This window comes from Citrobacter sp. Cf088 (genome assembly GCF_030334295.1).
GTDB classification, from domain to species: Bacteria; Pseudomonadota; Gammaproteobacteria; order Enterobacterales; family Enterobacteriaceae; genus Citrobacter; species Citrobacter freundii.
On the sequence record NZ_JAOWEE010000043.1, the window covers coordinates 51,200 to 78,148 of the forward strand.

The 26,949-nt window shown below is 50.3% G+C and carries 27 protein-coding genes and 1 riboswitch; of the genes, 18 read left to right on the plus strand and 9 right to left on the minus strand.

Going from position 1 to position 26,949, the window contains the following annotated elements; genetic code table 11:
• Window position 1: 1 nt before the first annotated feature.
• Complete coding sequence (locus tag OGV71_RS08025; RefSeq protein ID WP_003024544.1) at window positions 2–400, minus strand: YgiW/YdeI family stress tolerance OB fold protein; 399 nt, start codon at window positions 398–400, stop codon at window positions 2–4.
• A gap of 150 nt (window positions 401–550) precedes the next feature.
• On the opposite strand from OGV71_RS08025, the gene qseB reads away from it, so the two are divergent.
• The 4 genes from qseB (at window position 551) to OGV71_RS08045 (ending at window position 3,592) form a co-directional block, all read left to right on the plus strand.
• A complete protein-coding gene (gene qseB, locus OGV71_RS08030; protein ID WP_003024547.1) occupies window positions 551–1,210 on the plus strand; it encodes a quorum sensing response regulator transcription factor QseB in 660 nt (219 codons plus the stop codon).
• Complete coding sequence (gene qseC / locus OGV71_RS08035; RefSeq protein WP_204583275.1) at window positions 1,207–2,556, plus strand: quorum sensing histidine kinase QseC; 1,350 nt, start codon at window positions 1,207–1,209, stop codon at window positions 2,554–2,556. The genes qseB and qseC overlap by 4 nt, the downstream gene beginning before the upstream one ends.
• A 109-nt stretch (window positions 2,557–2,665) precedes the next feature.
• On the plus strand, window positions 2,666–3,247 hold the full coding sequence (locus tag OGV71_RS08040; RefSeq protein ID WP_071696292.1) for an NAD(P)H-dependent oxidoreductase: 582 nt from the start codon (window positions 2,666–2,668) through the stop codon (window positions 3,245–3,247).
• A 30-nt stretch (window positions 3,248–3,277) separates the two neighbouring features.
• Window positions 3,278–3,592, plus strand: a complete 315-nt coding sequence (locus OGV71_RS08045; RefSeq protein ID WP_003024557.1) for a putative quinol monooxygenase — start codon at window positions 3,278–3,280, stop codon at window positions 3,590–3,592.
• A 106-nt stretch (window positions 3,593–3,698) separates the two neighbouring features.
• On the opposite strand, the gene parE is transcribed toward OGV71_RS08045, so the two are convergent.
• Genes parE through nudF form a run of 5 tightly spaced genes read right to left on the minus strand, consistent with a single transcriptional unit; the run spans window position 3,699 to window position 8,104 of the window.
• A complete protein-coding gene (gene parE / locus OGV71_RS08050) occupies window positions 3,699–5,591 on the minus strand; it encodes a DNA topoisomerase IV subunit B (RefSeq protein ID WP_003024571.1) in 1,893 nt (630 codons plus the stop codon).
• A 28-nt stretch (window positions 5,592–5,619) separates the two neighbouring features.
• Window positions 5,620–6,201, minus strand: a complete 582-nt coding sequence (gene yqiA, locus OGV71_RS08055; protein ID WP_003024575.1) for an esterase YqiA — start codon at window positions 6,199–6,201, stop codon at window positions 5,620–5,622.
• Window positions 6,201–7,028: a 3',5'-cyclic-AMP phosphodiesterase gene (gene cpdA, locus OGV71_RS08060; protein ID WP_003838143.1), complete on the minus strand. Its 828-nt coding sequence runs from the start codon at window positions 7,026–7,028 to the stop codon at window positions 6,201–6,203. The genes yqiA and cpdA overlap by 1 nt, the downstream gene beginning before the upstream one ends.
• Window positions 7,029–7,052: 24 nt before the next feature.
• Complete coding sequence (locus OGV71_RS08065; protein ID WP_003024582.1) at window positions 7,053–7,475, minus strand: DUF1249 family protein; 423 nt, start codon at window positions 7,473–7,475, stop codon at window positions 7,053–7,055.
• Window positions 7,472–8,104, minus strand: a complete 633-nt coding sequence (gene nudF, locus OGV71_RS08070; RefSeq protein ID WP_003024585.1) for an ADP-ribose diphosphatase — start codon at window positions 8,102–8,104, stop codon at window positions 7,472–7,474. The genes OGV71_RS08065 and nudF overlap by 4 nt, the downstream gene beginning before the upstream one ends.
• Before the next feature lie 199 nt (window positions 8,105–8,303).
• Between nudF and tolC the strand changes: the two genes are divergently transcribed.
• From tolC to OGV71_RS08085, 3 genes are all read left to right on the plus strand, one after another.
• A complete protein-coding gene (gene tolC / locus OGV71_RS08075) occupies window positions 8,304–9,782 on the plus strand; it encodes an outer membrane channel protein TolC (protein WP_085951568.1) in 1,479 nt (492 codons plus the stop codon).
• Between the two features lie 157 nt (window positions 9,783–9,939).
• Window positions 9,940–10,617: a DUF1190 family protein gene (locus tag OGV71_RS08080; protein ID WP_003024591.1), complete on the plus strand. Its 678-nt coding sequence runs from the start codon at window positions 9,940–9,942 to the stop codon at window positions 10,615–10,617.
• A 5-nt stretch (window positions 10,618–10,622) separates the two neighbouring features.
• Window positions 10,623–11,783, plus strand: coding sequence for a glutathionylspermidine synthase family protein (locus tag OGV71_RS08085; protein ID WP_003024594.1), 1,161 nt, complete (start codon window positions 10,623–10,625; stop codon window positions 11,781–11,783).
• An 85-nt stretch (window positions 11,784–11,868) separates the two neighbouring features.
• Here OGV71_RS08085 and ygiD read toward each other — a convergent pair whose 3' ends face one another.
• The gene (ygiD, locus tag OGV71_RS08090) at window positions 11,869–12,657 is read right to left on the minus strand and encodes a 4,5-DOPA-extradiol-dioxygenase (RefSeq protein ID WP_003024597.1); all 789 of its coding nucleotides are present in this window, start codon (window positions 12,655–12,657) and stop codon (window positions 11,869–11,871) included.
• A gap of 147 nt (window positions 12,658–12,804) precedes the next feature.
• Here ygiD and zupT point away from each other — a divergent pair, with 147 nt between their 5' ends.
• The 8 genes from zupT to OGV71_RS08135 all read left to right on the plus strand — a co-directional run bounded on the left by zupT (window position 12,805) and on the right by OGV71_RS08135 (window position 22,711).
• Window positions 12,805–13,578: a zinc transporter ZupT gene (gene zupT, locus OGV71_RS08095; protein ID WP_003024600.1), complete on the plus strand. Its 774-nt coding sequence runs from the start codon at window positions 12,805–12,807 to the stop codon at window positions 13,576–13,578.
• A gap of 639 nt (window positions 13,579–14,217) precedes the next feature.
• The gene (gene assT, locus OGV71_RS08105; RefSeq protein ID WP_204583274.1) at window positions 14,218–16,014 is read left to right on the plus strand and encodes an arylsulfate sulfotransferase AssT; all 1,797 of its coding nucleotides are present in this window, start codon (window positions 14,218–14,220) and stop codon (window positions 16,012–16,014) included.
• 23 nt (window positions 16,015–16,037) lie between these two features.
• Window positions 16,038–16,706 carry a thiol:disulfide interchange protein DsbA/DsbL gene (locus OGV71_RS08110; protein WP_003024608.1) on the plus strand — a complete coding sequence of 223 codons (669 nt, stop codon included), beginning with the start codon at window positions 16,038–16,040 and terminating at the stop codon, window positions 16,704–16,706.
• Between the two features lie 14 nt (window positions 16,707–16,720).
• Window positions 16,721–17,392 carry a protein-disulfide oxidoreductase DsbI gene (gene dsbI / locus OGV71_RS08115; RefSeq protein ID WP_204583273.1) on the plus strand — a complete coding sequence of 224 codons (672 nt, stop codon included), beginning with the start codon at window positions 16,721–16,723 and terminating at the stop codon, window positions 17,390–17,392.
• Between the two features lie 425 nt (window positions 17,393–17,817).
• Entirely contained in the window at window positions 17,818–18,381 is a 564-nt protein-coding gene (locus OGV71_RS08120) for a fimbrial protein (RefSeq protein ID WP_044713712.1), read from the plus strand.
• Between the two features lie 67 nt (window positions 18,382–18,448).
• A complete protein-coding gene (locus OGV71_RS08125) occupies window positions 18,449–20,896 on the plus strand; it encodes a fimbria/pilus outer membrane usher protein (protein WP_286533026.1) in 2,448 nt (815 codons plus the stop codon).
• Between the two features lie 13 nt (window positions 20,897–20,909).
• The gene (locus OGV71_RS08130; RefSeq protein WP_071696299.1) at window positions 20,910–21,641 is read left to right on the plus strand and encodes a fimbrial biogenesis chaperone; all 732 of its coding nucleotides are present in this window, start codon (window positions 20,910–20,912) and stop codon (window positions 21,639–21,641) included.
• Entirely contained in the window at window positions 21,638–22,711 is a 1,074-nt protein-coding gene (locus tag OGV71_RS08135) for a fimbrial protein (protein ID WP_071684667.1), read from the plus strand. The genes OGV71_RS08130 and OGV71_RS08135 overlap by 4 nt, the downstream gene beginning before the upstream one ends.
• 54 nt (window positions 22,712–22,765) lie before the next feature.
• Here OGV71_RS08135 and ribB read toward each other — a convergent pair whose 3' ends face one another.
• A complete protein-coding gene (gene ribB, locus OGV71_RS08140) occupies window positions 22,766–23,419 on the minus strand; it encodes a 3,4-dihydroxy-2-butanone-4-phosphate synthase (protein ID WP_003828424.1) in 654 nt (217 codons plus the stop codon).
• A gap of 107 nt (window positions 23,420–23,526) precedes the next feature.
• Window positions 23,527–23,676, minus strand: a riboswitch (FMN riboswitch).
• A 132-nt stretch (window positions 23,677–23,808) separates the two neighbouring features.
• On the opposite strand from ribB, the gene ubiK reads away from it, so the two are divergent.
• Window positions 23,809–24,105 (plus strand): ubiquinone biosynthesis accessory factor UbiK, encoded by a 297-nt coding sequence (ubiK, locus tag OGV71_RS08145; RefSeq protein WP_003024618.1) that lies wholly within the window; start codon window positions 23,809–23,811, stop codon window positions 24,103–24,105.
• A 32-nt stretch (window positions 24,106–24,137) separates the two neighbouring features.
• Here ubiK and glgS read toward each other — a convergent pair whose 3' ends face one another.
• Window positions 24,138–24,344, minus strand: coding sequence for a cell surface composition regulator GlgS (gene glgS, locus OGV71_RS08150; protein ID WP_019077704.1), 207 nt, complete (start codon window positions 24,342–24,344; stop codon window positions 24,138–24,140).
• Window positions 24,345–24,604: 260 nt separating this feature from the next.
• Between glgS and OGV71_RS08155 the strand changes: the two genes are divergently transcribed.
• Both OGV71_RS08155 and OGV71_RS08160 read left to right on the plus strand, forming a co-directional pair.
• The gene (locus tag OGV71_RS08155) at window positions 24,605–25,234 is read left to right on the plus strand and encodes an OB-fold-containig protein (protein WP_204583272.1); all 630 of its coding nucleotides are present in this window, start codon (window positions 24,605–24,607) and stop codon (window positions 25,232–25,234) included.
• A gap of 24 nt (window positions 25,235–25,258) precedes the next feature.
• Window positions 25,259–26,926 carry a flotillin family protein gene (locus OGV71_RS08160; RefSeq protein ID WP_071696301.1) on the plus strand — a complete coding sequence of 556 codons (1,668 nt, stop codon included), beginning with the start codon at window positions 25,259–25,261 and terminating at the stop codon, window positions 26,924–26,926.
• The last annotated feature ends 23 nt before the right edge of the window (window positions 26,927–26,949 follow it).

A 26,949-nucleotide genomic window follows, 5' to 3' on the forward strand; every position in this document is an offset into this window, starting at 1 on the left:
ATTACTTAGCAACTTTGGTAATCTGTTTCACGTCGATTTCAACGGAGTTCCAGTCTTTATCCACTTCACCCTGGATTTCAACCACATCCTGCGGTGTGACGGTTACGCCGTTCCAGCGCTTGTGGTCGATATCCACATTCACCGTGCCGGTCGCATCTTTAAACACATACAGGTCGTCGGAAATACGCTCAACGATGTTCCCGCGCAGGGTAACCCAGGTGTCATCACGCAGTGATTTGGCGCTTTCTACTGTCGTGCTGCTACCGTTCGGGCCGACAAATCCGCCGTTTTGGCTCTGCGTAGTGGTTGTCGTTGGCCCAGAGAAGCCGCCCTGCTGAGCTGCCAGAACAGGTGCGGAACACAGTGCCATTACGGCAACCATTGCAGCTAATTTTTTCATCGTCATGTCTCCCTTTCATGTTGGTTTACGACTATTAAATAAGTTAATCCTTAACAAGTTCTTAAGGCAAAAAAAGATACTTTTTTTACTGTACAGAGACTGTAGCCACAGGTTTACTGACTGCAAATGAGTTATCGCAGGGAAGAACATATGCGTATTTTACTGATCGAAGATGACACGTTGATTGGCGATGGCCTGAAAACAGGTCTGAGTAAAATGGGTTTCAGCATTGACTGGTTTACCGAAGGTCGCCAGGGGAAAGAAGCACTCTACAGCGCACCTTATGATGCGGTAATCCTCGACCTGACACTGCCAGGCATAGACGGACGGGACATTTTGCGCGAATGGCGAGCTAACGGGAAGCAGGAGCCGGTACTGATTCTGACCGCTCGCGACGCGCTGGCGGAACGCGTTGAAGGCCTGCGCCTGGGCGCAGATGACTATCTGTGTAAACCCTTTGCGCTGATCGAAGTTGCTGCCAGACTGGAGGCGCTGGTGCGTCGTGCCAGCGGCCAGGCCAGCAACACATTGCGCCATGGCCAGGTAACGCTCGATCCCGGCGCGTTGGTCGCCACGGCGGCGGGTGAACCTTTGTCACTCAAACCTAAAGAGTTCGCACTGCTGGAACTGTTGATGCGCAACAAAGGTCGCGTCCTGCCCCGCAAACTGATTGAAGAAAAACTGTATACCTGGGACGAAAATGTCTCCAGCAATGCGGTTGAGGTCCACGTTCATCACTTACGCCGTAAGCTCGGCAGCGACTTTATCCGTACCGTGCATGGCATTGGCTACACCCTGGGTGACGCATGAAACTCACACAACGCCTCAGCCTGCGCGTCAGGCTAACGCTTATTTTTCTGATTCTGGCATCAGCCACCTGGGCCGTATCCAGTTTTGTGGCCTGGAGGCAGACTACCGATAATGTCGATGAGCTGTTTGATACCCAGCTGATGCTGTTCGCCAAGCGGCTTAGCACGCTGGATATCAGCGATGTCACCACCTCAAGCAATATGGCCCGCACGCCAAAGAAACTGAAGCATGGCCATATTGATGACGACGCACTGGCGTTTGCCATCTACTCCACCGACGGCAAAATGGTGCTACACGATGGCGATAATGGCCAGGATATTCCCTACAGCTACAGCCGGGAAGGGTTTAGCGACGGCCAACTCAGGGGCGACAGCGATTCCTGGCGCTTCCTGTGGCTGAATTCCGCTGATGGAAAATATCGCATTGTGGTGGGCCAGGAGTGGGAATATCGGGAGGATATGGCGCTGTCGATCCTTACTGCACAATTAACCCCGTGGCTGGTTGCGCTGCCGCTGATGTTGCTGATCCTGGTGGCCATGCTGAGTCGCGAACTCAGGCCGCTAAAAAAACTGGCGCAAGCTCTGCGCTGGCGCGCCCCGGAATCAGAAGAGCCGCTCGACCCGAAAGGTGTGCCAAACGAAGTGCGCCCGCTGGTTGAATCGCTAAATCAGCTGTTTACCCGCATCCACTCAATGATGGTGCGTGAACGCCGCTTCACTTCTGATGCCGCCCATGAGCTGCGCAGTCCGTTGACCGCGCTGAAGGTGCAAACCGAAGTGGTGCAACTGTCAGACGACGACCCGCAAACGCGGGAAAAAGCGCTGGCGCAGCTACATGCGGGAATTGAACGCGCCACCCGACTGGTCGATCAGCTCCTGACGCTTTCGCGCCTCGACTCCCTCGATAATCTTCAGGATGTGGCGGAAATTTCATTGGAGGAGCTACTGCAATCCGCGGTGATGGATATCTACCACCCGGCCCAGCAGGCGCACATTGACGTACGTTTGCAGATTAACGCACACAATATTATGCGCACAGGACAGCCGCTGTTGCTGAGCCTGATGGTACGAAATCTGCTGGATAATGCCATTCGCTACAGTCCGCAGGGGAGCATTGTGGAAGTGACGCTCAACGCCCGCAATTTCAGCGTCAAAGATAATGGTCCAGGCGTTGCGCCGGAGGTACTTACACACATCGGTGAACGTTTTTATCGTCCACCAGGACAAAGCGTGACCGGCAGCGGTCTCGGCCTGTCAATTGTCCGCCGTATCGCAACACTGCATGGAATGTCAGCCTCGTTTGGCAACGCTTCGGAAGGTGGCTTTGAAGCTAAGGTCAGTTGGTAACTGCATTATTATTGCTCAAATAGCAAAAGACTTTGCACATTTTGCTAATTTCACCGCACCGCTGGTGGGGGTAAAATCGTCCTCAAACGTATTTTCTTGAGGACACAAAATGAGCAACATTCTGATTATCAACGGGGCGAAAAAATTTGGCCATTCTAATGGTCAACTGAATGACACCCTGACCGAGGTCGCGGACGGTATCCTGCGCGACCTCGGGCATGATGTTAAAGTCGTACGCGCGGACAGCGATTATGACGTAAAAACAGAAGTGCAGAATTTCGTCTGGGCCGATACGATTATCTGGCAGATGCCTGGCTGGTGGATGGGCGCACCGTGGACCGTGAAAAAATACATCGATGACGTGTTTACCGAAGGTCACGGCACGCTGTACGCCAGCGATGGCCGCACACGTTCAGATGCCTCTAAAAAATATGGCTCCGGCGGGCTGATTCAGGGCAAAAAATACATGCTGTCCCTGACCTGGAACGCACCGATGGAAGCCTTCACTGAAAAAGACCAGTTCTTCCATGGCGTTGGTGTTGATGGCGTCTATCTCCCGTTCCATAAAGCAAACCAGTTCCTGGGAATGGAAGCGCTGCCGACCTTTATCACCAATGACGTGATTAAAATGCCGGACGTCCCGCGTTATATCGCAGAATATCGCAAGCATCTGACCGAAATTTTTGGTTAACTGGTAACCTGGAATTAGAAGGAGTTAACCATGCTTACCGTTATTGCAGAAATCCGTACACGTCCAGGTCAACATCACCGCCAGGCGGTACTGGATCAGTTTGCTAAAATCGTTCCGACCGTACTGAAAGAAGAAGGCTGCCACGGCTATGCGCCGATGGTGGATCATGCCGCAGGTGTGAGTTTTCAGACCACAGCACCAGATTCAATCGTGATGGTTGAGCAGTGGGAAAGCATCGCGCATCTTGAAGCGCATTTGCAGACCCCGCATATGAAAGCCTACAGCGAAGCCGTGAAAGGTGACGTGCTGGACATGAATATTCGTATTCTGGAGTCGGGTATTTAAGGTTGTCGATTTGCCGGGTGACGCTTTGCTATCCGGCATATAATCGCTTCGTCAGATGAGAGCCGGATAAGGCATTTTACACCCTCTCCGGCTTTTCTACATGCAATTAGCCTTCGAGATCCGCCAGGTCGCCTTTCTCTTGCAACCAGTTACGACGGTCTTCAGAACGCTTCTTGGCCAGCAGCATATCCATCATTGCGTTGGTACGCTGATCGTCTTCATCATCGATAATGAGCTGCACCAGGCGACGGGTGTTCGGATCCAGCGTGGTTTCACGAAGCTGCATCGGGTTCATTTCACCCAGTCCTTTAAAGCGCTGCACGTTCGGCTTACCTTTCTTGCGCTTTAACTGCTCCAGTACGCCCGCTTTCTCTTCTTCCGTCAGCGCGTAATACACCTCTTTACCGAGGTCGATACGGTATAACGGCGGCAGCGCCACGTACACGTGACCGTGTTTCACCAACGTGCGGAAGTGCTTCACAAACAGTGCGCACAGCAGCGTGGCGATGTGCAGACCATCGGAGTCCGCATCCGCCAGGATACAGATCTTACCGTAACGCAACTGGCTCAGATCGTCGCTGTCCGGATCGATGCCGATCGCCACCGAAATATCGTGCACTTCCTGCGAAGCCAGAACTTCATCGGAAGAGACTTCCCAGGTATTAAGGATCTTACCTTTGAGCGGCATGATCGCCTGATATTCACGATCGCGCGCCTGTTTGGCGGAACCGCCTGCGGAGTCACCTTCGACGAGAAACAATTCGGTGCGATTAAGATCCTGCGCGGTACAGTCCGCCAGTTTACCCGGCAGCGCCGGACCACTGGTCAGCTTTTTACGCACCACTTTTTTCGCCGCGCGCAGACGACGCTGGGCGCTGGAAATCGCCATCTCAGCCAGCAGTTCGGCGGACTGTACGTTCTGGTTCAGCCACAGGCTGAAGGCATCTTTCACCACGCCAGAAACAAACGCCGCACACTGACGCGAAGAGAGGCGTTCTTTGGTTTGTCCGGCAAACTGCGGATCCTGCATTTTTACCGACAGCACGTAAGCACAGCGATCCCAGATATCTTCCGCCGACAGCTTCACGCCACGCGGCAAAATATTGCGGTATTCGCAGAACTCGCGCATCGCATCCAGCAGACCCTGACGCAGACCGTTGACGTGCGTCCCGCCCTGCATAGTTGGGATCAGGTTCACATAGCTTTCGGTCAGCAGCTCACCGCCTTCCGGCAGCCAGAGCAGCGCCCAGTCCACTGTCTCCGTCTCACCGCTGAAATTACCGATAAACGGTTTTTCCGGCAGAGTCGGTAGGCCATTCACCGCTTCGCTCAGATAGTCATTCAGACCATCCTGGTAGCACCAGCGCTGTTCGCTGTTGTTGACCTCATCCTTGAAGGTGATCTCAACGCCCGGGCACAGTACCGCTTTGGCTTTCAGTACGTGCGTTAAGCGCGAAACAGAAAAACGCGGGCTGTCAAAGAAGCTTTCATCCGGCCAGAAGTGCACGCTGGTCCCGGTATTGCGTTTGCCGCAGGTACCGACAACCTGTAAATCCTGCACTTTATCGCCATTCTCAAACGCGATGTTGTATACCTGCCCATCGCGGCGTACGTTCACTTCCACACGTTTGGACAGGGCGTTAACAACGGAGATCCCCACACCGTGCAGACCACCGGAGAACTGGTAGTTCTTGTTGGAGAACTTGCCGCCCGCGTGCAGACGACAGAGGATCAGCTCAACCGCCGGAACGCCCTCTTCAGGGTGAATGTCTACTGGCATGCCGCGTCCGTCATCAATGACTTCCAGAGACTGGTCGGCATGTAAGATCACGTCCACGCGTTTCGCGTGGCCCGCCAGTGCTTCATCCACACTGTTATCAATCACTTCCTGTCCAAGATGGTTCGGACGGGTCGTATCGGTGTACATCCCAGGGCGACGGCGTACCGGCTCAAGCCCAGTGAGTACCTCAATGGCATCAGCGTTATAAGTTTGCGTCATGGTTTAAATAAGCAATTCGAATTGATCGTCAGAAACTGTGCAGTCCAAGGAAATCGACAATCGGGTTGAAATAATCTTCGAAGCCCGTGAATGCGTGGTTTCCGCCCTCAATAACTGTCTGACGGCAGGAGGCGTAATACGCCACCGCCTGGCGGTAGTCCAACACTTCATCGCCCGTTTGTTGGAGCAGCCAGATCAAATCCGGCGCTTCCAGCGGGTCAATCTGCATGACTTTAAGATCGTAAATATGGCGTGACTCTAGCACATATTGCTGCCCCGTGTAGGGGTTCTCGTTTTGACCGAGATAGTCGACCAGCAGTTCATAAGGCCGTACAGCAGGGTTCACCACCACTGCCGGCAGCATAAAACATTGCGACAGCCAGGTGGCGTAATAACCACCTAATGAGGAACCGACAATCCCCAACGACTCTCCGCCATGTTCAAGAATGATCGATTCCAGCATCTCTGCGGCCTGGGCCGGATACGGCGGCAACTGCGGTACGATCATCTCAACGTGCGGATGGTGCTCCGCCAACCAGTTTTTCAGCAAACACGCCTTCGCCGAACGAGGAGAGCTATTAAATCCGTGAAGATAGAGAAGCGTAGACATCAGTAGCCTTCTGAAGCGGTATCAGGGTGGAACCGATTACCCTGCAGACGACGTACCTGAGTCTGCAACGTCCCGTCAGCAAAAAGCTCCAGCGTCCGCCAGCCGGGGCTGATGGTATCCAATGTGAAGTTGGAACAGTGCGGCTTAAACTGCACGCAGGTCGACGGCGTCGCCAGCAGACGGCGTCCGTTCCAGTCCAGATCCAGTTCCTGATGAATATGCCCGCACAGCAGATACTTCACGCGTGGATAGTTCACCAGCACGTTATCCAGCTCAGCGGCATTGCGCAGGCTATGCTGATCGAGCCAGCTACAGCCCGCAGGCAGAGGATGATGATGCAGAAGCAGCAAGGTATTACGCTCTGGTGCATCAGCAAGTTTACGCTCCAGCCATTCGAGCTGGAATTCACTTAATTCACCGTGGGGAACGCCGAACACCTGGCTGTCGAGCAGCAAAATTTGCCACTGTTCGCCGATGAAAACACGCTTGGCAGGGGAAATTCCCGCATCCTGCAGCGCGCTGTACATTGCCGGCTGAAAATCGTGATTGCCCGGTAGCCAAACGCAGGGCGCACGAAAGCTTGCGATGCCCTCAGCAAAATGCTGATAGGCCGCAGCGGATTGATCCTGCGCCAAATCACCCGTCGCGACGATCAGATCGTACTCAGGCGACTCTGCATGTATGGCATCCAGTACGGATTGATAACTGTCCCAGGTATTCACACCCAGCAGCGTTTCATGCTTTTCGGCAAACAGGTGAGTGTCTGTAATTTGTAAGATCCTGACTCTGGCCTCACCAGCCAAAGGAAGGGTTAACAGGCTTTCCAAATGGTGTCCTTAGGTTTCACGACGCTAATAAACCGGAATCGCCATCGCTCCATGTGCTAAACAGTACCGTAGCCAGTCGGCCAGAAACTGATTAATTTGATGCTTTTCGTCGCGTTGATGCAACTTTTTATTTGGATAATCATACCGCGCTTTGAAGCGAAAGATCTGCTGACTTGAACACACTTCAGCCACCCTCGCGTCATGATACAGGCGCACGGTCAATGACGGCAGGCTCCAGTATGTGACGGCCGGCGCCGTTTGTTCGATCGCGACAAGCGTAGTGTATCGGGTCGATTCAACGATCGTTAACCGATATTGTGCGTTTGCTACCTGATAGCTCACTGTTTCACCGGCTGCATCATTACGTGGCAGCAGGCGGCGCAATTGCGAATAGTTGGTTTCGCACAGGCGCATCATTTCAGGGAAGTCAGGTGTGTAACGCTTCATTTTTTCCACTCAGTTTTTAACTCTTGATAGTGCAGCTGTAACCATTGCAAGGCGATGACAGAAGCCGCGTTGTCGATTTTCCCCTCTTCTACCCATTGATAAGCCTGCTCCCGGCTCACCACATGAACACGAATATCTTCGTTTTCATCAGCCAGACCATGAATTCCGCTCGCGGTCGTAGCGTCCACTTCGCCAACTAAAATAGACAGGCGCTCACTGGTGCCGCCAGGGCTTGCCAGATAGCTCAGAACGGGTTTCGTACGTTTAACGTCCAGTCCGGCTTCTTCCATCGCTTCACGACGGGCCACATCTTCAACGGTTTCGCCCTCTTCGATCATTCCGGCTACCATTTCCAGTAGCCACGGGCTTTCGCTGGTATCAAACGCCGCGATACGGATCTGCTCGACCAGTACAACTTCGTCCCGCTCAGGGTCAAAGGGTAGCAAGACTGCCGCGTGTCCGCGCTCAAAAATTTCGCGCTTTACCTCACCGCTCATACCACCGTTAAACAAGCGATGGCGGAACCGATAAAGATCCAGTGAAAAAAAACCGCGGTATAGCGTTTCTCGTGCAATAATTTCTACATCATTTTTAGTGAAAGTCATTGGCAAGTTGTCTGGTTTACGCATTGTGCTGTCCTGAAACCAATAGTGATTAAAATGTGAATTTCAAGGTCGTTTGACTGATGTTTGAACGCCCTTGTGTTAAATTGATGCAAATTAACGCCGTATGGCACGTAACGCCAACTTTTTGCAGTGGCGGATTCTGCTAGAATCAGCAAATATTTTTACAATTTGATCAGCGCTAAATACTGCTTCACAACAAGGAATGCAAATGAAGAAATTGCTCCCCATCCTTATCGGCCTGAGCCTGTCGGGGTTCAGTACTTTGAGCCAGGCAGAAAACCTGATGCAGGTTTATCAGCAAGCACGCCTGAGCAACCCGGAATTGCGTAAATCCGCCGCCGATCGCGATGCTGCATTCGAAAAAATTAACGAAGCGCGTAGTCCATTACTGCCGCAACTGGGTTTAGGTGCCGATTACACCTACAGCAATGGCTACCGTGATGCAAACGGCGTCAACTCCAACGCCACCAGCGCGTCATTACAATTGACTCAGACGCTGTTCGACATGTCTAAATGGCGTGCCCTGACGCTGCAAGAAAAATCAGCGGGCATCCAGGACGTAACGTATCAGACCGATCAGCAAACGCTGATCCTGAATACCGCTACGGCCTATTTTAACGTACTGAACGCGATTGATGTGCTGTCTTACACCCAGGCACAGAAAGATGCGGTTTATCGTCAGTTAGATCAGACCACTCAGCGTTTTAACGTTGGTCTGGTCGCCATCACTGACGTGCAGAACGCCCGTTCACAATACGACACCGTGCTGGCGAACGAAGTGACCGCGCGTAACAATCTGGATAACGCGGTAGAACAGTTGCGTCAGGTGACCGGTAACTATTACCCGGAACTGGCTTCGCTGAACGTTGATGGTTTCAAAACCAACAAACCGCAGGCGGTGAATGCGCTACTGAAAGAAGCGGAAAACCGCAACCTGACTTTATTGCAGGCGCGTTTAAGCCAGGATCTGGCGCGTGAGCAGATTCGTCAGGCACAGGATGGTCACTTACCAACGCTAGATTTAACCGCCTCTACCGGGGTATCTGACACCTCGTACAGCGGATCTAAAACCAACAGCTCCCAGTATGACGACAGCAACATGGGCCAGAACAAAATCGGTCTGAGCTTCTCGCTGCCGCTGTACCAGGGCGGGATGGTTAACTCGCAGGTGAAACAAGCGCAGTACAACTTTGTTGGCGCGAGTGAACAACTGGAAAGCGCACACCGCAGCGTGGTGCAGACCGTTCGTTCTTCATTCAACAACATTAATGCTTCTATTAGTAGCATTAACGCGTACAAACAAGCGGTTGTCTCTGCTCAAAGCTCATTGGATGCGATGGAAGCCGGTTATTCCGTAGGTACACGTACCATTGTGGATGTGTTGGATGCCACCACCACGCTGTACAACGCCAAACAACAATTGGCTAATGCGCGTTATACCTATCTTATCAATCAGTTAAACGTCAAATCTGCGCTCGGTACGCTGAACGAGCAGGATTTGGTGGCACTGAACAATACGCTGGGTAAACCTGTATCCACAACGCCGGATACCGTGGCACCGCAAAATCCACAACAAGATGCCGCCGTGAATGACTTTAACGGCACTGGCAATTTGCCTGCGGCTCAGCCGACAGCAGCACGTTCAACCAGCAGCAACGGCAACAATCCGTTCCGTAACTGATGCTGATGACGGGGCTTCGGCCCCGTCTGAACGTAAGACAACGTAAAGATCCGCCCCTTCCTGCGCATTCTCGCCTCTTCCCGCTTCAATTTCGACCAGTCATCCTCTATCCTGAGCATTATTTACTGTGTTTACCACTGGGTCCTGGAAGACAAAAATGAAACGGACAAAATCTATACATCACGCCTCGTTCCGCAAAAGCTGGAGCGCGCGCCATCTGACTCCTGTCGCCCTGGCAGTTACCGCAGTGTTTATGCTCGCGGGCTGTGAAAAGAGTGACGAAACGGTTTCGCTTTATCAGAACGCTGACGACTGCTCTGCAGCGAATCCAGGTAAAAGCGCCGAATGTACTACCGCGTTTAACAATGCGCTGAAAGAAGCTGAACGTACCGCACCAAAATACGCCACTCGTGAAGACTGTATCGCTGAATTCGGCGAAGGCCAGTGCCAGCAGGCTCCTGCGCAAGCAGGTATGGCGCCGACCGGTGAAGGTCAGGCTCAGGCGCAGAATCAAAGCAGCGGCAGCTTCTGGATGCCACTGATGGCAGGCTACATGATGGGCCGACTGATGGGTGGCGGAATGGGCGCTCAGCAACCGCTGTTTAGTTCGAAAAACCCAGCCAGCCCGGCTTACGGCAAATACACAGATGCCAGCGGTAAAAACTACGGCGCAGCAACGCCGGGCCGCACCATGACCGTACCGAAAACCGCTATGGCACCGAAACCAGCCACCACCTCTACCGTAACCCGCGGCGGATTTGGTGAGTCTGTGGCCAAACAGAGCACCATGCAGCGTAGCGCAAGCGGCACCACCACACGTTCAATGGGTGGCTGATCGTCATGGAAAGAGTCAGTATTGTTGAGCGCCCGGACTGGCGCGATAAAGCCACCGAATACGGTTTTAATTTTCACACTATGTACGGCGAGCCGTACTGGTGTGAAGACGCGTACTACAAACTCACCCTTGCTCAGGTTGAAAAGCTGGAAGAGGTCACCGCAGAGCTGCATCAAATGTGCCTCAAAGTGGTGGAAAAGGTCATTGCCAGCGATGAGCTGATGACCAAGTTTCGCATTCCGAAGCATACCTGGGGTTTTGTCCGCCAGTCCTGGCTGACACAGCAACCGTCGCTGTATTCACGTCTCGATCTGGCGTGGGATGGAACCGGTGAACCCAAACTGCTGGAAAACAACGCTGATACCCCAACCTCGCTGTACGAAGCTGCGTTTTTCCAGTGGATCTGGCTGGAAGATCAGCTCAATGCGGGCAACCTGCCGGAAGGCAGCGATCAGTTCAACAGTCTGCAGGAAAAGCTGATCGAGCGTTTCACCGAGCTGCGTGAACAGTATGGTTTTCAACTGCTACATCTGACCTGCTGTCGTGATACGGTGGAAGATCGCGGTACGATCCAGTATCTGCAGGATTGCGCGGCCGAAGCAGAGATCGCTACAGAATTCCTCTATGTAGAAGATATTGGTCTTGGTGAAAAAGGCCAATTCACCGATATGCAGGATCAGGTGATCGCTAACCTGTTCAAGCTCTATCCGTGGGAATTCATGCTGCGTGAAATGTTCTCCACCAAGCTGGAAGACGCTGGCGTTCGCTGGCTGGAACCCGCCTGGAAGAGCATTATTTCCAACAAAGCACTGTTACCGCTGTTATGGGAAATGTTCCCGAATCATCCGAACCTTCTGCCAGCATATTTCGCCGAAGACGACTACCCGCAGATGGATAAATTCGTTGTCAAACCGATCTTCTCGCGCGAGGGAGCTAACGTCTCCATCATTGAGAACGGTAAAACGATCGAATCCGTGGAAGGACCGTACGGTGAAGAAGGCATGATCGTGCAGCAGTTCCATCAGCTACCGAAGTTTGGCGACAGCTATATGCTGATTGGCAGCTGGCTGATCAACGATCAACCCGCAGGGATCGGCATTCGTGAAGACCGTGCGTTGATCACGCAGGATCTTTCACGTTTCTATCCGCATATTTTTGTCGAATGATTGAGAGTGCCGGGTGGCGGCTCCGCCTTACCCGGCCTACGGCACGAACTTAATGCCCGATAAGCGTAGCGCCATCGGGCGTTCATCACCCAACCTGCACCGACAACATACTTAAACTTCCCATCTCGATACCATCTACAGGGATCGTAACAGACTCTTTACCATCCCATGCCCCGAGAACATACAGCAGCGGCAGATAGTGATCTGGCGTCGGGTTCGACAACGATCCACCTTCATGATCGAGATAGTTCACCAGCGGGTGCTGCTCAGCCGGTCCCTGCCAGGTCAGGTTAGCCTTAACATAATCATTGAATGAGGTTGCCCACGGATATGGCGTGTTCTCACCGTGCCAACGCGCAGTACGCAGGTTATGCACCACGTTACCACTGGCCACCAGCATAATACCCTCATCACGCAGTGCCGCCAGCTTGCGGCCCATCTCAAAATGCCAGGCCGCCGGTTTTGTACTATCGATGCTTAACTGCACCATCGGGATGTCGGCATTCGGGTACATCTTGATCAGTACGCCCCAGGAACCGTGGTCAAAACCCCACGCCTCTTTGTCTAACGCGACGGGTACAGGAGCAAGTAAATCAACCAGGTGCTGCGCCAGTTCAGGCGAACCGGGCGCTGGGTAATGGGTGTCATACAGCGCTTGCGGAAAACCGCCGAAATCGTGGATCGTTTTAGGCGCTTCCATCGCTGTCACACCCGTTCCACGGGTGAACCAGTGCGCCGAGACCACCACAATGGCTTTCGGACGCGGCAACGTTTCCCCCAGTTGCTGCCAGGCACGGGTATAAACGTTATCTTCCAGAACATTCATCGGGCTACCGTGGCCCAAAAACAATGCTGGCATACGAGTTGAAGACATGATGATATCCTTACTGAGGGAGTCATTTTGATACCATTACAATACGCTTATTCGGTTGATGAAGAACTCAGATAACCATGATGAAGATCATCAGTTATTTTGACGATCCAGTCCGGAAAGCAGATTGATAAGGAGTTTTATTTGTCGATGTCAGTACCTTTACTTCTGACTTTACTGGCAGGTGCCGCCACGTTTATCGGCGCATTTCTCGGCGTGTTAGGGCAAAAGCCTTCCAACCGCGTTCTCGCCTTTTCTTTAGGCTTCGCTGCCGGGATTATGCTACTGATCTCTCTAATGGAAATGCTACCTGCTGCGCTGGCCGCTGAAGGCATGTCGCCAGTTCTGGGCTACGGAATGTTTATCGTCGGCTTGCTGGGCTACTTTGGCCTGGACCGTCTATTGCCGCATGCGCACCCTCAGGATCTGGTACAAAAAACAACGCAGCCTCTACCCGGATCCATTAAACGCACCGCGATTTTATTAACGCTCGGCATCAGCCTGCACAATTTTCCGGAAGGGATTGCGACGTTTGTTACCGCCAGCAGCAACCTCGAGCTGGGCTTTGGTATTGCGCTTGCCGTCGCATTACACAATATTCCTGAAGGATTAGCCGTTGCAGGTCCGGTCTATGCAGCAACGGGCTCCAAACGTACGGCGATATTCTGGGCCGGGATCTCGGGCATGGCGGAAATACTGGGCGGCGTACTGGCGTGGTTAATTCTGGGGAGTCTCATCTCGCCTGTGGTGATGGCGGCAATAATGGCGGCAGTCGCGGGTATTATGGTGGCGCTGTCAGTCGATGAATTGATGCCACTGGCAAAAGAGATCGACCCAAATAATAATCCCAGCTATGGGGTCCTGTGCGGAATGTCGGTGATGGGGTTAAGTCTCGTCATCCTCCAGTCCATGGGAATCGGATAATCCAGAGGGCGGATGCCACCCTGCTATTTTACAGCATCCGCTCATCCATAGCAGAACGTGAAGGACTATTCCTGTTCCTTAATCACGCTGTTATCTTCACCAGAACGTCGGAAGAGTTTGTTTCGCGCCTCAAGCAATGCGTCCCTGTCTTGTCGGAATGCCCGACAATAACGCTTCATATGGCAATAATAACCCAATGCAACGAGTGCAATTAATACGATCCAATACCAGGCAATAAACATTCTTTTACCCTTAACATTTAACATCATTAAACATTTAACGTTAAAATTTTACATAAACTTATTCTGACATACCCCTATAGTGGCATATTTCAGAAACAAATATATGATTTCGATCATATAAACCAGCAGCTATGCCAATAGCTAAAACAGTTATAAAAAATAAAACTCTGTCGACGAGATCACACTAAGCAATAATAAACATTGTCCTTAAAATACCTCACTCATACTATCCAGAAAACAATAAAAATTAGATTTTGTAGAATAATACACTTCATCAATATTTATATACCCACAATAAAAGTGACATCAGTAGTACCATTTTCATTTTTAGCCATATCGTAAAAACATAATATATTCAGTGGAATTATATTTAAAGTTAATATAAGGAGATATATCCATGTTTAGACAATACCGAAAAACACTTCTCGCTGGCACACTCGCACTGACGTTTGGATTAACCGTTGGAAATTCGTTTGCTGCAGGTTTTCAACCCGCCCAACCCGCAGGGAAGCTGGGCGCTATAGTCGTTGATCCTTATGGAAACGCCCCGCTTACCGCACTGGTTGAATTAGATAGTCACGTTATTTCAGATGTTAAAGTCACCGTTCATGGCAAAGGCGAGAAAGGAGTTCCTGTTACTTATACAGTTGGCAAAGAGTCGTTAGCAACCTATGACGGCGTGCCTATTTTTGGTCTTTATCAAAAGTTTGCTAATAAGGTCACCGTTGAATATAAAGAAAATGGCAAAGCCATGAAGGATGATTATGTGGTGCAAACGTCCGCCATCGTTAATCACTACATGGATAACCGTTCTATTTCCGATTTACAGCAAACGAAAGTTATTAAGGTAGCGCCTGGTTTTGAAGACCGTCTCTATCTGGTGAATACCCATACTTTCACCGCACAGGGGGCGGAATTCCACTGGCATGGTGAAAAAGACAAAAATGCCGGCATCCTGGATGCGGGTCCTGCGGGCGGGGCATTACCCTTTGACATTGCCCCCTTCACCTTTATCGTCGATACGGAAGGTGAATACCGCTGGTGGCTGGATCAAGATACCTTTTACGATGGCCATGACATGGATATCAATAAGCGCGGTTACTTGATGGGTATCCGGGAAACGCCGCGCGGTACCTTCACAGCCGTTCAGGGTCAGCATTGGTACGAATTCGATATGATGGGGCAGATTCTGGCCGATCATAAGCTACCGCGCGGCTTCCTCGACGCGTCGCATGAATCGATCGAAACAATCAACGACACCGTGTTGCTTCGCGTGGGCAAACGCGATTATCGCAAAGAAGATGGCATCCATGTGCAAACCATCCGCGATCAGATAATTGAAGTAGACAAGTCCGGTCGTGTGGTTGATGTGTGGGATCTGACAAAGATACTCGATCCGATGCGTGATGCGCTTCTGGGTGCACTGGACGCAGGCGCGGTATGCGTCAACGTTGACCTCGCTCATGCCGGTCAACAGGCGAAACTGGAGCCAGATACTCCTTACGGTGACGCCCTCGGAGTGGGTGCAGGTCGTAACTGGGCGCACGTTAACTCCATTGCTTATGATGCCAAAGATGACTCCATTATTATCTCTTCCCGCCATCAGGGCGTCGTCAAAATCGGTCGCGATAAACAGGTGAAATGGATCCTCGCTCCGTCGAAAGGCTGGAATAAGGCGCTGGCAAGCAAGCTGTTAAAACCGGTTGATGATAAGGGCAACGCGCTAAAATGTGACGAAAACGGTAAGTGCGAGAATACTGATTTCGATTTTACCTACACCCAACACACCGCATGGATCTCGAGCAAAGGGACATTAACCATCTTTGACAACGGCGATGGTCGTGGGCTCGAACAACCGGCATTGCCGACGATGAAATATTCCCGTTTCGTCGAATATAAAGTTGACGAGAAAAAAGGAACCGTTCAGCAAATTTGGGAATACGGCAAAGAACGCGGTTACGATTTCTATAGTCCCATCACCTCGGTTATCGAATATCAGAAAGACCGCGACACCATGTTTGGATTTGGTGGTTCTATTAATTTATTTGACGTTGGACAACCAACCATCGGCAAAATCAACGAAATTGACTATAAGACTAAAGAAGTCAAAGTCGAAATTGATGTCCTTTCAGATAAGCCAAACCAAACGCACTACCGCGCATTACTGGTTCACCCACAACAAATGTTTAAATAATATCGTTAGATTAAGGATTAATTATGTCATCTAAATGGATTACTTCATTATTTAAAAGCGTGGTATTAACCGCCGCACTTGCCTCGTCGTTTGCCGCCTCAGCTTTTACAGAAGGCACTGATTATATGGTTTTGGAGAAACCGATTCCTAATGCTGATAAGACGTTAATAAAAGTATTCAGCTACGCCTGTCCGTTCTGTTACAAATATGATAAAGCCGTGACTGGCCCGGTTTCTGAAAAAGTGGCCGATCTCGTCACCTTCACACCATTTCATCTTGAAACCAAAGGGGAATATGGTAAACAGGCCAGTGAAGTTTTTGCAGTAATGATTGCTAAAGATCAGGCAGCAGGGATTTCATTATTTGATGCCAAATCACAGTTCAAAAAAGCGAAATTTGCTTATTACGCTGCTTACCACGACAAGAAAGAGCGCTGGTCAGATGGTAAAGATCCGGCCGCATTCATTAAAACAGGCCTGGATGCTGCAGGCATGAGCCAGGCAGATTTTGACGCCGCGCTACAAGATCCCACCGTTCAGCAAACGCTGGAGAAATGGAAAGCGGCATATGACGTCGCCAAAATTCAGGGGGTTCCGGCTTACGTCGTTAACGGTAAATACCTGATCTACACCAAGAGTATCAAATCCATTGACTCCATGGCTGAGCTTGTCAGAGAGCTGGCGACAAAATAAACAGGGACGAGGCTATGGTTTTCATAAAAGGATGGTGGCGGGACTTACGTACCACGCCGGTTGATACGCTGGTGAGATGGCAGGAACGGCGCTTTCTGTGGCTACTGATGGCCTGCGCGATGGGCGGGTTAATAATATTGGCCCACTCGTTTTTCCAAATCTATCTCTATATGGCCCCCTGCGAGCAGTGTGTCTACATTCGCTTTGCCATGTTTGTGATGGTTTTCGGTGGATTGATCGCGGCAATAAACCCTAAAAATGTTGTTCTGAAGCTTATTGGCTGCATTGCGGCATTTTACGGCAGCATCATGGGCATTAAGTTCTCGCTCAAACTCAATGATATTCATCATGCGGTACATAGCCCGGATTCGCTGTTTGGCGTCCAGGGGTGTTCCACCGATCCGACATTCCCTTTCAATTTGCCGCTGGCAAACTGGGCTCCGGAGTGGTTTAAACCCACTGGAGATTGCGGCTATGATGCCCCCATAGTGCCTGATGGCGTGGCACTCAGCAGTACGCAAAAGTGGTTTATCGATCTATACCAACAGTCTGAAGGCTGGTATCTGCTTCCACCGTGGCAATTTATGAACATGGCGCAGGCATGCCTGCTAGCCTTTGGCTTATGTTTATTACTGTTGGTGATAATGAGCGGCGCATGGGCATTGAAACTGGCCAGGGCCAAATAACCTGAATGGAAAAACCAAAGCAGAAGTCTGTATTCAGATTTCTGCTTTTTTTACGATGGTTATACAATCCTGCTGCTTGCTTCCCTTCGGTTCAAATCATACAAAACGCAAATTATTTGGCGCAAACAATAATAAATCAATATTTATACATTCTGATTTGCAGAAAAAACTCATCTAAATCACAGTTTTACAATAATCACCTTAAAGCCAACACCACGAAAATAATAATAAAACACCATTCATTTCCTCATCAAATGCAATGCAAATTGCAACATTGAAATATATATACACCAAACTTAATCAATGCCGGGTCAAATTCCGAATATCACGCAAAAACAAAATATCCTGGTGATATAATATTTTAAAAAACCTATTATTTCGACTTAAGCATAAAGGATATTGTATATTACTAAAGGAATGATTGTATGAAACTAGGCAAAGAAACGTTATTAGCAGTGGCTATCGCCACATTAACTACCACCAGTGCCTTCGCCGATGTTGACGGTGGTAGCGGCAAAATAACCTTCACGGGTACCATTATTAATGCCCCTTGCGCCATTGAACCTGACGATATTGACAAGCAGGTTGAGCTGGGTGAAGTTCCTGCCAGCTATATCAATACTAACGGACATTCTGATGCGGTTGACTCCAGCCTTCACTTAGTCAATTGCGATCTGCCACACTCAAATAATGGCAGCGATGTACCTGTGTCCAAAGTTGATGTCACATTTAACAGTGACAGCGTTACAGCTGAAGATACCAGCCTGCTTAGCAATACTTTTGCCAGTGGTGCAACAAATGTTGGCGTACGCCTTCTGGACAAAACAAGCACGAAGATTACTCTGGGGACCGCAAAAACCATTGATCTAAGTGCAGGATCAGCGACTCAAATCCTTCCATTCCAAGCCTATATGGAAAAAATTGGCGCAACGGATGTCACCGTGGGCGCTGTCGCCGCGACGGCAACCTACAGACTTACCTATAAGTAGTCACATTATGGTGGCCGGATGGCCACCCTATAACACTTGCAACGCTTGGGTATAGGTAAGGATTGCCATGAATACCTGCAAGGTCGTGGCCTATGGATGTGGGCTACTGTTGTCATTTTCCACTCTGGCCGTCGAATTCAACCTGAATGTACTGGATAAATCCATGCGTAGCAGTGTGGATCTCTCACTACTAAAAGATGATCTCTCAATTGCCCCTGGGAACTACTTTGTCACAATTGCTGTGAATAAAAACCAAATCTCCTCTGGCCGCCAACTGAGCTGGGGGAAAAAAGGTGAAGGTGTTGCAGTCTGTATTCCTACCGATCTTGCCGAGCAATTGGGGTTAAAAGAGAAAATTTTACGTTCCCTGCCAATGCAGAACAATTGCGTAGATTTCACCGCATACGCCGACATTGCGTTTACGCTAGACATTGCGAATCAACACCTGGATATTAGTATTCCGCAAGTATTAATGGCATGGAAATCAGAGAGCTGGATGCCGCCATCCACCTGGGATCACGGCGTAAATGGCTTGCTCTTCGACTACAACTTATTTGCCAGCACTTATCGCCCCGATCAGGGCGCAAGTACAGAAAATATAAACTCATACGGTACTTCGGGTCTGAATATGGGCGCGTGGCGCTTACGTAGCGATTACCAAATCAGTCAGAACCGCAATGAAAAAAACACCCAAACGACACGGAGCATTTCGCGTACCTATCTTTTTCGCCCTCTCCCTTCTCTGGGCGCCAAACTCACACTGGGAGAAACTGATCTAAGTTCCAATATCTTCGACGGTTTTTCCTATAATGGCGCTGCACTGGCAAGCGACGATCGCATGCTGCCGTGGGAATTACGTGGCTATGCCCCACAAATCAGCGGTATCGCACAAACCAATGCGACCGTCACCGTCAGCCACTCCGGTCGCGTTATTTATCAAACAAAGGTTGCCCCTGGCCCCTTTGTCATTACCGATCTCAACCAATCGGTACAGGGTACGCTAGATGTTAAAATCACCGAGGAAGATGGCAGAACCAATACATTTCAGGTTTCTGCAGCATCCACGCCCTTCTTGACCCGCGAGGGGCAGGTCCGTTACAAAATCGCGGCAGGCCGTGCACGTCCGGACATCTCGCATTATGTGATCGATGAGACCTTTGCCAGTGGAGAAGCCTCGTGGGGAATATTGTCCAATACCTCGCTGTATGGCGGGATCCTCGCAGGAGGCAGCGATTATCGCTCTGCGGCACTCGGCATTGGGCAGAATATGCTATGGCTGGGCGCACTTTCATTTGACGTTACACGTGCCAGCAGCACTTTCGATGATGGTCATCAAGAAAACGGTCTCAGTTACCGACTGAACTACAGCAAACGCTTTGATGCGACAAACAGCCAGATTTCACTTGCGGCATATCGTTTCTCCGAACGTGAATTTCATAGCTATGCCAACTTTATCGCCCATCAGTACAACAATGCTGATACGCAGGACGAAAAGCAGACCGTAAGCATCGCCTTCAACCAGCCGATCGATCCTTTGCGGATGAATTTGTACGTCAGCGCACTACGCCAGCAATGGTGGGATGGCGACAGCTCTACTACCGCATCCGTAACTGCCGGATTTAATTTCGATATCGGTGACTGGAAAGGTTTATCGCTATCGACATCCTTCAGCACAACGCATTACGAAGAGAGTGATAACGATAAGCAGGTCTATGTTTCGCTCTCCGTTCCCTTCGACTTTGGTCGGCGGTTGAATTACGACATGCGCAATAGCAGCAACACCACTAACACTCTCTCATGGAATGATTCCTCCGATCCCCGTAATACCTGGGGCGTTTCCGCAGGAACCGTCACCGACAAGCCAGATAACGGCGCGCAATTCAGGGGCAACTACCAGCATACTACCCCTGCGGGCGAACTACAGTTCTCCGGAAGCTATGCTGCCAGCGACTACACCTCTGTCAGCGCCAGTTGGAGCGGTTCAATGACCGCCACGGGCAAAGGTATTGCCTTGCATCGTCGCAGTTTTGGTAATGAACCTCGAGTTATGATCGGTACAGATGGCGTGGCCGATATACCTGTTCAGGGAGATAGCAATCGCACCAACCGCCTCGGCTATGCGGTTGTACCGATGATATCCAGTTATCAACCCTCAACCATCGCCGTCAACATGAACGATCTCCCTGACGGCGTTACCGTTGATGAAACGATCACCCGCCAAACCTGGACGGAAGGAGCTATCGGTTACAAAGCGCTGATATCCCGTGCAGGCAAAAATATTACCGTCGCCATCAGAATGGAAAATGGAGACTACCCGCCACTTGGCGCGATCGTTCGGCATATTGCCAGCAATACCGAAGTAGGAATGGTCAGTGAAGAAGGTCATGCCTGGCTTGGTGGTGTCGACAGTGGGCAACACTTTACAGTTCAATGGGGTGATAAAAAGGCATGCACCTTCGCATTACCAGACACATTGGATATCACCACGCAAAACCTTATTTTACCTTGTCATTAATTAAGGATGAAAAATGACATTATTTAAAAAATTGCCAATAGTACTACTCGCCTTATCACTCACCTCTCAGGCGGCAATTCAACCTGACAGAACGCGGATAATATTTAACGGCAACGAAAAGGCCAGCAGCCTGAAAATCGAAAACCAGAGCGAGCAGCTGCCCTATCTGGCCTATTCATGGATTGAAGATGAAAAAGGTAATAAGGACGACACCTTTCTGGTTGCCCTGCCTCCAATCCAACGCTTAAATCCCAGCGCAATTTCACAAGTGAGGATCGTTAAGCAGGATAAAGCTCGCTCACTACCTCAGGATCGGGAAACGCTGTTCTATTTTAATGTCCGTGAAATTCCGCCTGCGCCAGAAAATAAGGGAAGCAATGCCATTGTGCAGATGGCCCTGCAATCTCGATTGAAATTGTTCTGGCGTCCAGCGGCTTTGAAGAAAAAGCCGGGTACTGAAGTTGAACTTCAGCTCAAAGTTAGCCAACAGGGAAATACGCTGTTGGTTAATAATCCTACCGCCTACTACATTACGTTGGCTTTTTTTGGCAAAGACAGCAAAAGCCAATTGTCAGGCTTTAGCAGTAAGATGATTGCCCCTTTTTCCTCTGTCACATTAAATGCCGGCGGTTATAACGGAAATGCGTTCGCACTAGGATATATGGATGATTATGGCGGACTGCGCATGCTGAACGTGAAATGCCATGGTCAATGCGATCTTATCGTGCCGGAGGCCAGAAAATGATCCGCACGCTACGGTTATTTCTGCTGTTAATATTCATCGCGCTCCCTTTTCGTTCAGCGCTGGCGGTTCACTGCTATCTGGGAGCCACCGGAGGTCCTGTTGAAGGTTATACCGCTATCGAACCGTTTGCAGTCCCTAACAACGCCAAACCCGGGGACAAAATATGGGAAAGCAACGATATAAAAATTCCCGTGTACTGTGATAACGCCACTTCCGATGATGGATATAGCGGTGAAAACGCCTATGCCTGGGTTAACCCCTATGCTTCTGTCAATGATACCTACTACCAGTTAGGTGTCACCTACGAAGGCGTTGATTATGACGCGACGCAAGGTGCTATCAGTATTGATACCCACCAGTGTATTGATAATCAGAAACTGAAGATCTATAACCCGGCGCAAATCAAAGCCAGCGGTTGGGAACATTATCTTTGCTCAGGTAATGCGGAAGATACACACTACTCGAGAACGTTTATCGCACGAATGCGCCTGTATGTAAAAGTCATCTCTATGCCTCCCCATGACTACACCAGTAGTATCGGCGATTATATTCTTGTGCAGTTTGATGGTGTTGGTGGTATCAACGTCAGCCCGGATGCCGCTAACCTGAAATATCATGTCACTGGATTAGATCAAATTCGAGTACTGGACTGTAGCGTAAAATTCAACATCTATCCGGAAAATCAGACCATTGACTTTGGCACCTTTAATAATATGGAAATTAATGCCAAAACCATGACCAAAAGTTTCTCCATCAAGACTATAAAGAATTTAAATGCAGACAGTGGATGTACTGATACATTCAAAGTTTCATCTTCATTCTATACTACTGAAGAATTAGCAGAAGATGATACTTCACTGAGAATAGGGAATGGCTTGCAATTAAAAATCCGTAATATGGAAGATAATACACTCTCCACCTACAACGCGTACGCAGAGTATGCCGAATTTGATACGGAATTATTGACCAGAGAGAAAAGTTATCAAGCAGAGTTAAGTCAAGTCGCTGGCGAGGCCGTTCAGACCGGACCATTTGAAACGGTAGTGTTATTTAAAATTAACTACAACTAAACAAAAAAAGCCGATGGCATTGCATCGGCTTTTCTTCACCATGGCACTGTACGATTAGCTGGCTTTGCGCTCGTGCGCCTGACGGTAAGCCACCAGGTCTTCGATAGTCACCACCGCCATATTATGCTTGCCGGCAAATTCGATGCACTCTGGCGCACGCGCCATGGTGCCATCATCATTAGTCAATTCGCACAGCACCCCCGCTGGTTTAAACCCAGCCAGCGTCATCAAGTCGATGGTCGCTTCAGTATGACCACCGCGGGTCAACACACCACCAGCTTGAGCACGCAGCGGGAACACGTGCCCCGGACGGTTCAGATCGGAAGGTTTAGCGCCATCCTTAATTGCCGCACGCACCGTAGTAACACGGTCTGCTGCGGAAACGCCGGTGGTCACGCCTTCTGCGGCTTCAATGGTCACGGTAAAACCGGTACCGTAAGCGCTGGTATTATTTTCCACCATCATTGGCAGATCGAGCTGTTTACGTCGGTCTTCAGTGATGCAAAGGCATACAATACCGCTACCGTGACGGATGGTCAGCGCCATCTGTTCTACGGTCATGGTTTCTGCCGGGAAAATCATATCGCCTTCGTTTTCACGGTCTTCGTCGTCAAGCACCATTACACCGCGTCCTTCACGCAGCGCAGACAGCGCATGTTCAACACGTTCGAAAGGCGTACCAAAAGAGGAAAGTAGCGTCTGATTCATGGTAAAAAAAACCTCACTAAAATTATGGTTACCAGAATCAGGGCAGTCTTAGGAGTACCGTCTAAGCGGCAAAAAAATAACGTGAGCGGGTCCATGCCCGACTGGATCGTTACTCTCTCCCATCCGGACTCTAACCGTCGGCCCCGGAATTACACCGGATCTGCTGACCTTTTTGCCGTAACAAAAAGCGCTCGCGGGCTTTCAACATCAGTTGATTTACCGCCGGTGGGGAATTTCGCCCCGCCCTGAGAATAAGCGAGTTAACTATAACGCTATTGATTACCTTCATCAACGCCTTTACTCGTCTTAGCTTCACACAATTCTGGTTTATGCCTGTGCCAGTTCGCACTACAATAGGCAGCAACACGTACCAGTTCAGGGAAACCACAATGATTGACCCGAAAAAAATTGAGCAGATTGCTCGTCAGGTTCACGAGTCGATGCCGAAAGGGATCCGCGAGTTTGGCGAAGACGTCGAGAAGAAAATTCGTCAAACGCTGCAGTCACAGCTGACCCGTCTGGATCTGGTAAGCCGTGAAGAATTCGATGTACAGACTCAGGTTTTATTGCGCACACGTGAAAAGCTGGCGCTGCTTGAGCAACGTCTGACTGAGCTGGAATCGCGTGAAAAAACGGCAGAAGTTAAACCTGCCCCCGCGATCCCGTCAGTCGATCCGCAAGAGTAAAACAACAACGGGCCGCAAGGCCCGTTTTTCTGTTAGTGTTCCAGTTCTAGCTTCCTGGCTTCCGTCGCCTGCTGGCAGTACAGCGCATAGCGTTTGCAAAACCAGCTACGATGTTCTTCATCCATGTTCCCGGTTATCGCCTGGATATCAACGGGATGGCCCTCAGCCTGCATTCTGGCAAAACTACGGGCCAGGAAATCGAAATTGTTCATTGAATACATATTGCTGTTCATGAGCATACCCTCCAGTTATTGAATATCTGCTAAGGCCATATGCTTTTTCTAATTTCAGTATTTCCCTGGATACGAAGTTATTCTGTACATATTGTGCGCAAAAAAACCGCCTGCTTCACAGTTTCCTACAAAATCTAAGAGGGGGATGAGCCCCTTTTCGGATTAAAGACCAGGGTAACGCATGTTATTGTAACGTCATGTAAAAGTAAGAGGTAAAACCATTACTTTTGACACGGACAGGGAACGCAGTAACAGGAGGAAACAACTTGGTATTATTCACGGATTATAACAGCCCCTACCTGTTTGCTATTTCATTTGTACTGTTGATTGGCCTACTGGAAATCATCTCTCTTATTTTTGGCCATTTTCTTTCAGGTGCGCTTGATGCTCACCTCGAACATTACGATGCCCTGACTTCCGGCAATATCGGCCAGGCGCTTCACTATCTCAATATCGGGCGGATCCCGGCACTGATCGTGCTGTGTTTACTCGCTGGCTTCTTTGGACTCTTCGGTATCCTCCTTCAGCATGGCTGGGTCACGCTGTGGCAAGCACCGCTCAGCAACCTGCTGCTTGCTCCGGTGAGTTTTATTCTTGCCGTCTTCGCCGTGCATTACAGCGGAAAAATCATTGCTCCCTGGCTTCCGCGGGATGAAACCACCGCCCTCGCTGAAGATGAATTTATCGGCAGCATGGCGATTATTACCGGCCATTCCGCAAGTGCCGGAACCCCCTGCGAAGGCAAATTTACCGATAAGTTCGGGCAGACTCACTATGTGCTGCTGGAGCCTGAAGCGAGCAAAGAATTCAAAAAAGGAGACAAGGTGCTGATTATCTGCCGACTCTCCGCAACGCGTTACCTGGCCGAGCTAAACCCCTGGCCAAATGTTTTGTAATTTTTACTTTAAGGGAATAACACAATGGATGATGTTTTTGGCATGTTACCTTCATGGATGTTTACCGCCATTGTGGCGGTGGTCATCTTAGTAATTATCGGGATTATCTTTGCCCGCCTGTATCGCCGCGCGTCAGCTGAACAGGCGTTTGTGCGTACCGGCCTTGGCGGACAAAAAGTGGTGATGAGCGGCGGCGCAATTGTCATGCCTATCTTCCACGAAATTATTCCTATCAACATGAACACCCTCAAACTTGAGGTGAGCCGTTCAACTGTCGACAGTCTCATCACCAAAGACCGTATGCGCGTGGATGTCGTCGTCGCCTTTTTCGTGCGTGTAAAACCGTCTGTTGAAGGGATTGCTACCGCCGCACAGACGCTGGGACAGCGAACACTGTCACCAGAGGATTTACGTGTGCTAATAGAAGATAAGTTTGTTGATGCCCTACGTGCCACTGCGTCGCAGATGACCATGCATGAACTGCAGGATACGCGTGAAAACTTCGTTCAGGGCGTACAAAATACCGTCGCGGAAGACCTGTCCAAAAACGGCCTGGAACTCGAGAGCGTTTCACTCACCAACTTTAACCAGACCGAAAAAGTCCATTTCAACCCGAATAACGCCTTTGATGCCGAGGGTCTGACCAAGCTGACCCAGGAAACAGAACGCCGTCGTCGCGAACGTAACGAAGTCGAGCAGGACGTAGAAGTTGCCGTTCGTGAGAAAAACCGTGATGCGCTGTCGCGCAAGCTGGAGATCGAACAGCAGGAAGCCTTCATGACGCTCGAGCAGGAGCAGCAGGTGAAGACCCGCACGGCCGAGCAAAACGCCAAAATTGCCGCCTTCGAAGCCGAACGTCATCGTGAAGCTGAGCAGACGCGCATTCTTGCCGAACGGCAGATTCAGGAAACAGAAATCGAGCGCGAACAGGCGGTGCGATCCAGAAAAGTCGAGGCCGAGCGTGAAGTTCGCATCAAAGAGATCGAACAGCAACAGGCAACGGAGATCGCCAACCAGACCAAGTCCATCGCCATTGCCGCCAAGTCTGAACAGCAGTCTCAGGCTGAAGCACGCGCTAACGATGCGCTAGCCGAAGCGGTTCGCGCCCAGCAGAACGTAGAAACCACCCGCCAGACCGCAGAAGCGGATCGTGCCAAACAGGTGGCGTTGATTGCCGCAGCGCAGGATGCAGAAACCCAGGCGGTTGAACTGACCGTCCGGGCAAAAGCGGAAAAAGAAGCCGCAGAATTGCAGGCGGCGGCAATTGTGGAACTGGCCGAAGCCACGCGGAAAAAAGGTCTGGCGGAAGCCGAAGCCCAGCGTGCGCTGAACGATGCCATCAACGTGCTTTCCGACGAACAGACCAGTCTGAAATTTAAGCTGGCCCTGCTGCAGTCCCTGCCAGCAGTCATTGAGAAATCCGTTGAGCCAATGAAGTCTATCGATGGGATCAAGATTATCCAGGTTGATGGTCTGAATCGTGGCGGCGCCGTCGGTGAAGTGACCGCAGGTAACGTAACCGGAGGGAATCTGGCTGAGCAGGCATTATCCGCCGCCCTTGCCTATCGTACACAAGCGCCGCTGATTGACTCGCTGTTAAATGAAATTGGTTTGTCCGGCGGTTCGCTGTCGGCACTGGCCGATCCGCTGAAAAACAGTCCACAGCCTGTTGAGAAAACGACTGAAGAATAAGAAACAGAAATGCCGGATGGCAA

What these genes read in the sequence shown, in the direction of transcription:
- OGV71_RS08025 (WP_003024544.1), bottom strand. Translation starts at nt 400, where the DNA reads ATGAAAAAATTAGCTGCAATGGTTGCCGTAATGGCACTGTGTTCCGCA.
- qseB (WP_003024547.1), top strand. Translation starts at nt 551, where the DNA reads ATGCGTATTTTACTGATCGAAGATGACACGTTGATTGGCGATGGCCTG.
- qseC (WP_204583275.1), top strand. Translation starts at nt 1,207, where the DNA reads ATGAAACTCACACAACGCCTCAGCCTGCGCGTCAGGCTAACGCTTATT.
- OGV71_RS08040 (WP_071696292.1), top strand. Translation starts at nt 2,666, where the DNA reads ATGAGCAACATTCTGATTATCAACGGGGCGAAAAAATTTGGCCATTCT.
- OGV71_RS08045 (WP_003024557.1), top strand. Translation starts at nt 3,278, where the DNA reads ATGCTTACCGTTATTGCAGAAATCCGTACACGTCCAGGTCAACATCAC.
- parE (WP_003024571.1), bottom strand. Translation starts at nt 5,591, where the DNA reads ATGACGCAAACTTATAACGCTGATGCCATTGAGGTACTCACTGGGCTT.
- yqiA (WP_003024575.1), bottom strand. Translation starts at nt 6,201, where the DNA reads ATGTCTACGCTTCTCTATCTTCACGGATTTAATAGCTCTCCTCGTTCG.
- OGV71_RS08065 (WP_003024582.1), bottom strand. Translation starts at nt 7,475, where the DNA reads ATGAAGCGTTACACACCTGACTTCCCTGAAATGATGCGCCTGTGCGAA.
- nudF (WP_003024585.1), bottom strand. Translation starts at nt 8,104, where the DNA reads ATGCGTAAACCAGACAACTTGCCAATGACTTTCACTAAAAATGATGTA.
- tolC (WP_085951568.1), top strand. Translation starts at nt 8,304, where the DNA reads ATGCAAATGAAGAAATTGCTCCCCATCCTTATCGGCCTGAGCCTGTCG.
- OGV71_RS08080 (WP_003024591.1), top strand. Translation starts at nt 9,940, where the DNA reads ATGAAACGGACAAAATCTATACATCACGCCTCGTTCCGCAAAAGCTGG.
- OGV71_RS08085 (WP_003024594.1), top strand. Translation starts at nt 10,623, where the DNA reads ATGGAAAGAGTCAGTATTGTTGAGCGCCCGGACTGGCGCGATAAAGCC.
- ygiD (WP_003024597.1), bottom strand. Translation starts at nt 12,657, where the DNA reads ATGTCTTCAACTCGTATGCCAGCATTGTTTTTGGGCCACGGTAGCCCG.
- zupT (WP_003024600.1), top strand. Translation starts at nt 12,805, where the DNA reads ATGTCAGTACCTTTACTTCTGACTTTACTGGCAGGTGCCGCCACGTTT.
- assT (WP_204583274.1), top strand. Translation starts at nt 14,218, where the DNA reads ATGTTTAGACAATACCGAAAAACACTTCTCGCTGGCACACTCGCACTG.
- OGV71_RS08110 (WP_003024608.1), top strand. Translation starts at nt 16,038, where the DNA reads ATGTCATCTAAATGGATTACTTCATTATTTAAAAGCGTGGTATTAACC.
- dsbI (WP_204583273.1), top strand. Translation starts at nt 16,721, where the DNA reads ATGGTTTTCATAAAAGGATGGTGGCGGGACTTACGTACCACGCCGGTT.
- OGV71_RS08120 (WP_044713712.1), top strand. Translation starts at nt 17,818, where the DNA reads ATGAAACTAGGCAAAGAAACGTTATTAGCAGTGGCTATCGCCACATTA.
- OGV71_RS08125 (WP_286533026.1), top strand. Translation starts at nt 18,449, where the DNA reads ATGAATACCTGCAAGGTCGTGGCCTATGGATGTGGGCTACTGTTGTCA.
- OGV71_RS08130 (WP_071696299.1), top strand. Translation starts at nt 20,910, where the DNA reads ATGACATTATTTAAAAAATTGCCAATAGTACTACTCGCCTTATCACTC.
- OGV71_RS08135 (WP_071684667.1), top strand. Translation starts at nt 21,638, where the DNA reads ATGATCCGCACGCTACGGTTATTTCTGCTGTTAATATTCATCGCGCTC.
- ribB (WP_003828424.1), bottom strand. Translation starts at nt 23,419, where the DNA reads ATGAATCAGACGCTACTTTCCTCTTTTGGTACGCCTTTCGAACGTGTT.
- ubiK (WP_003024618.1), top strand. Translation starts at nt 23,809, where the DNA reads ATGATTGACCCGAAAAAAATTGAGCAGATTGCTCGTCAGGTTCACGAG.
- glgS (WP_019077704.1), bottom strand. Translation starts at nt 24,344, where the DNA reads ATGCTCATGAACAGCAATATGTATTCAATGAACAATTTCGATTTCCTG.
- OGV71_RS08160 (WP_071696301.1), top strand. Translation starts at nt 25,259, where the DNA reads ATGGATGATGTTTTTGGCATGTTACCTTCATGGATGTTTACCGCCATT.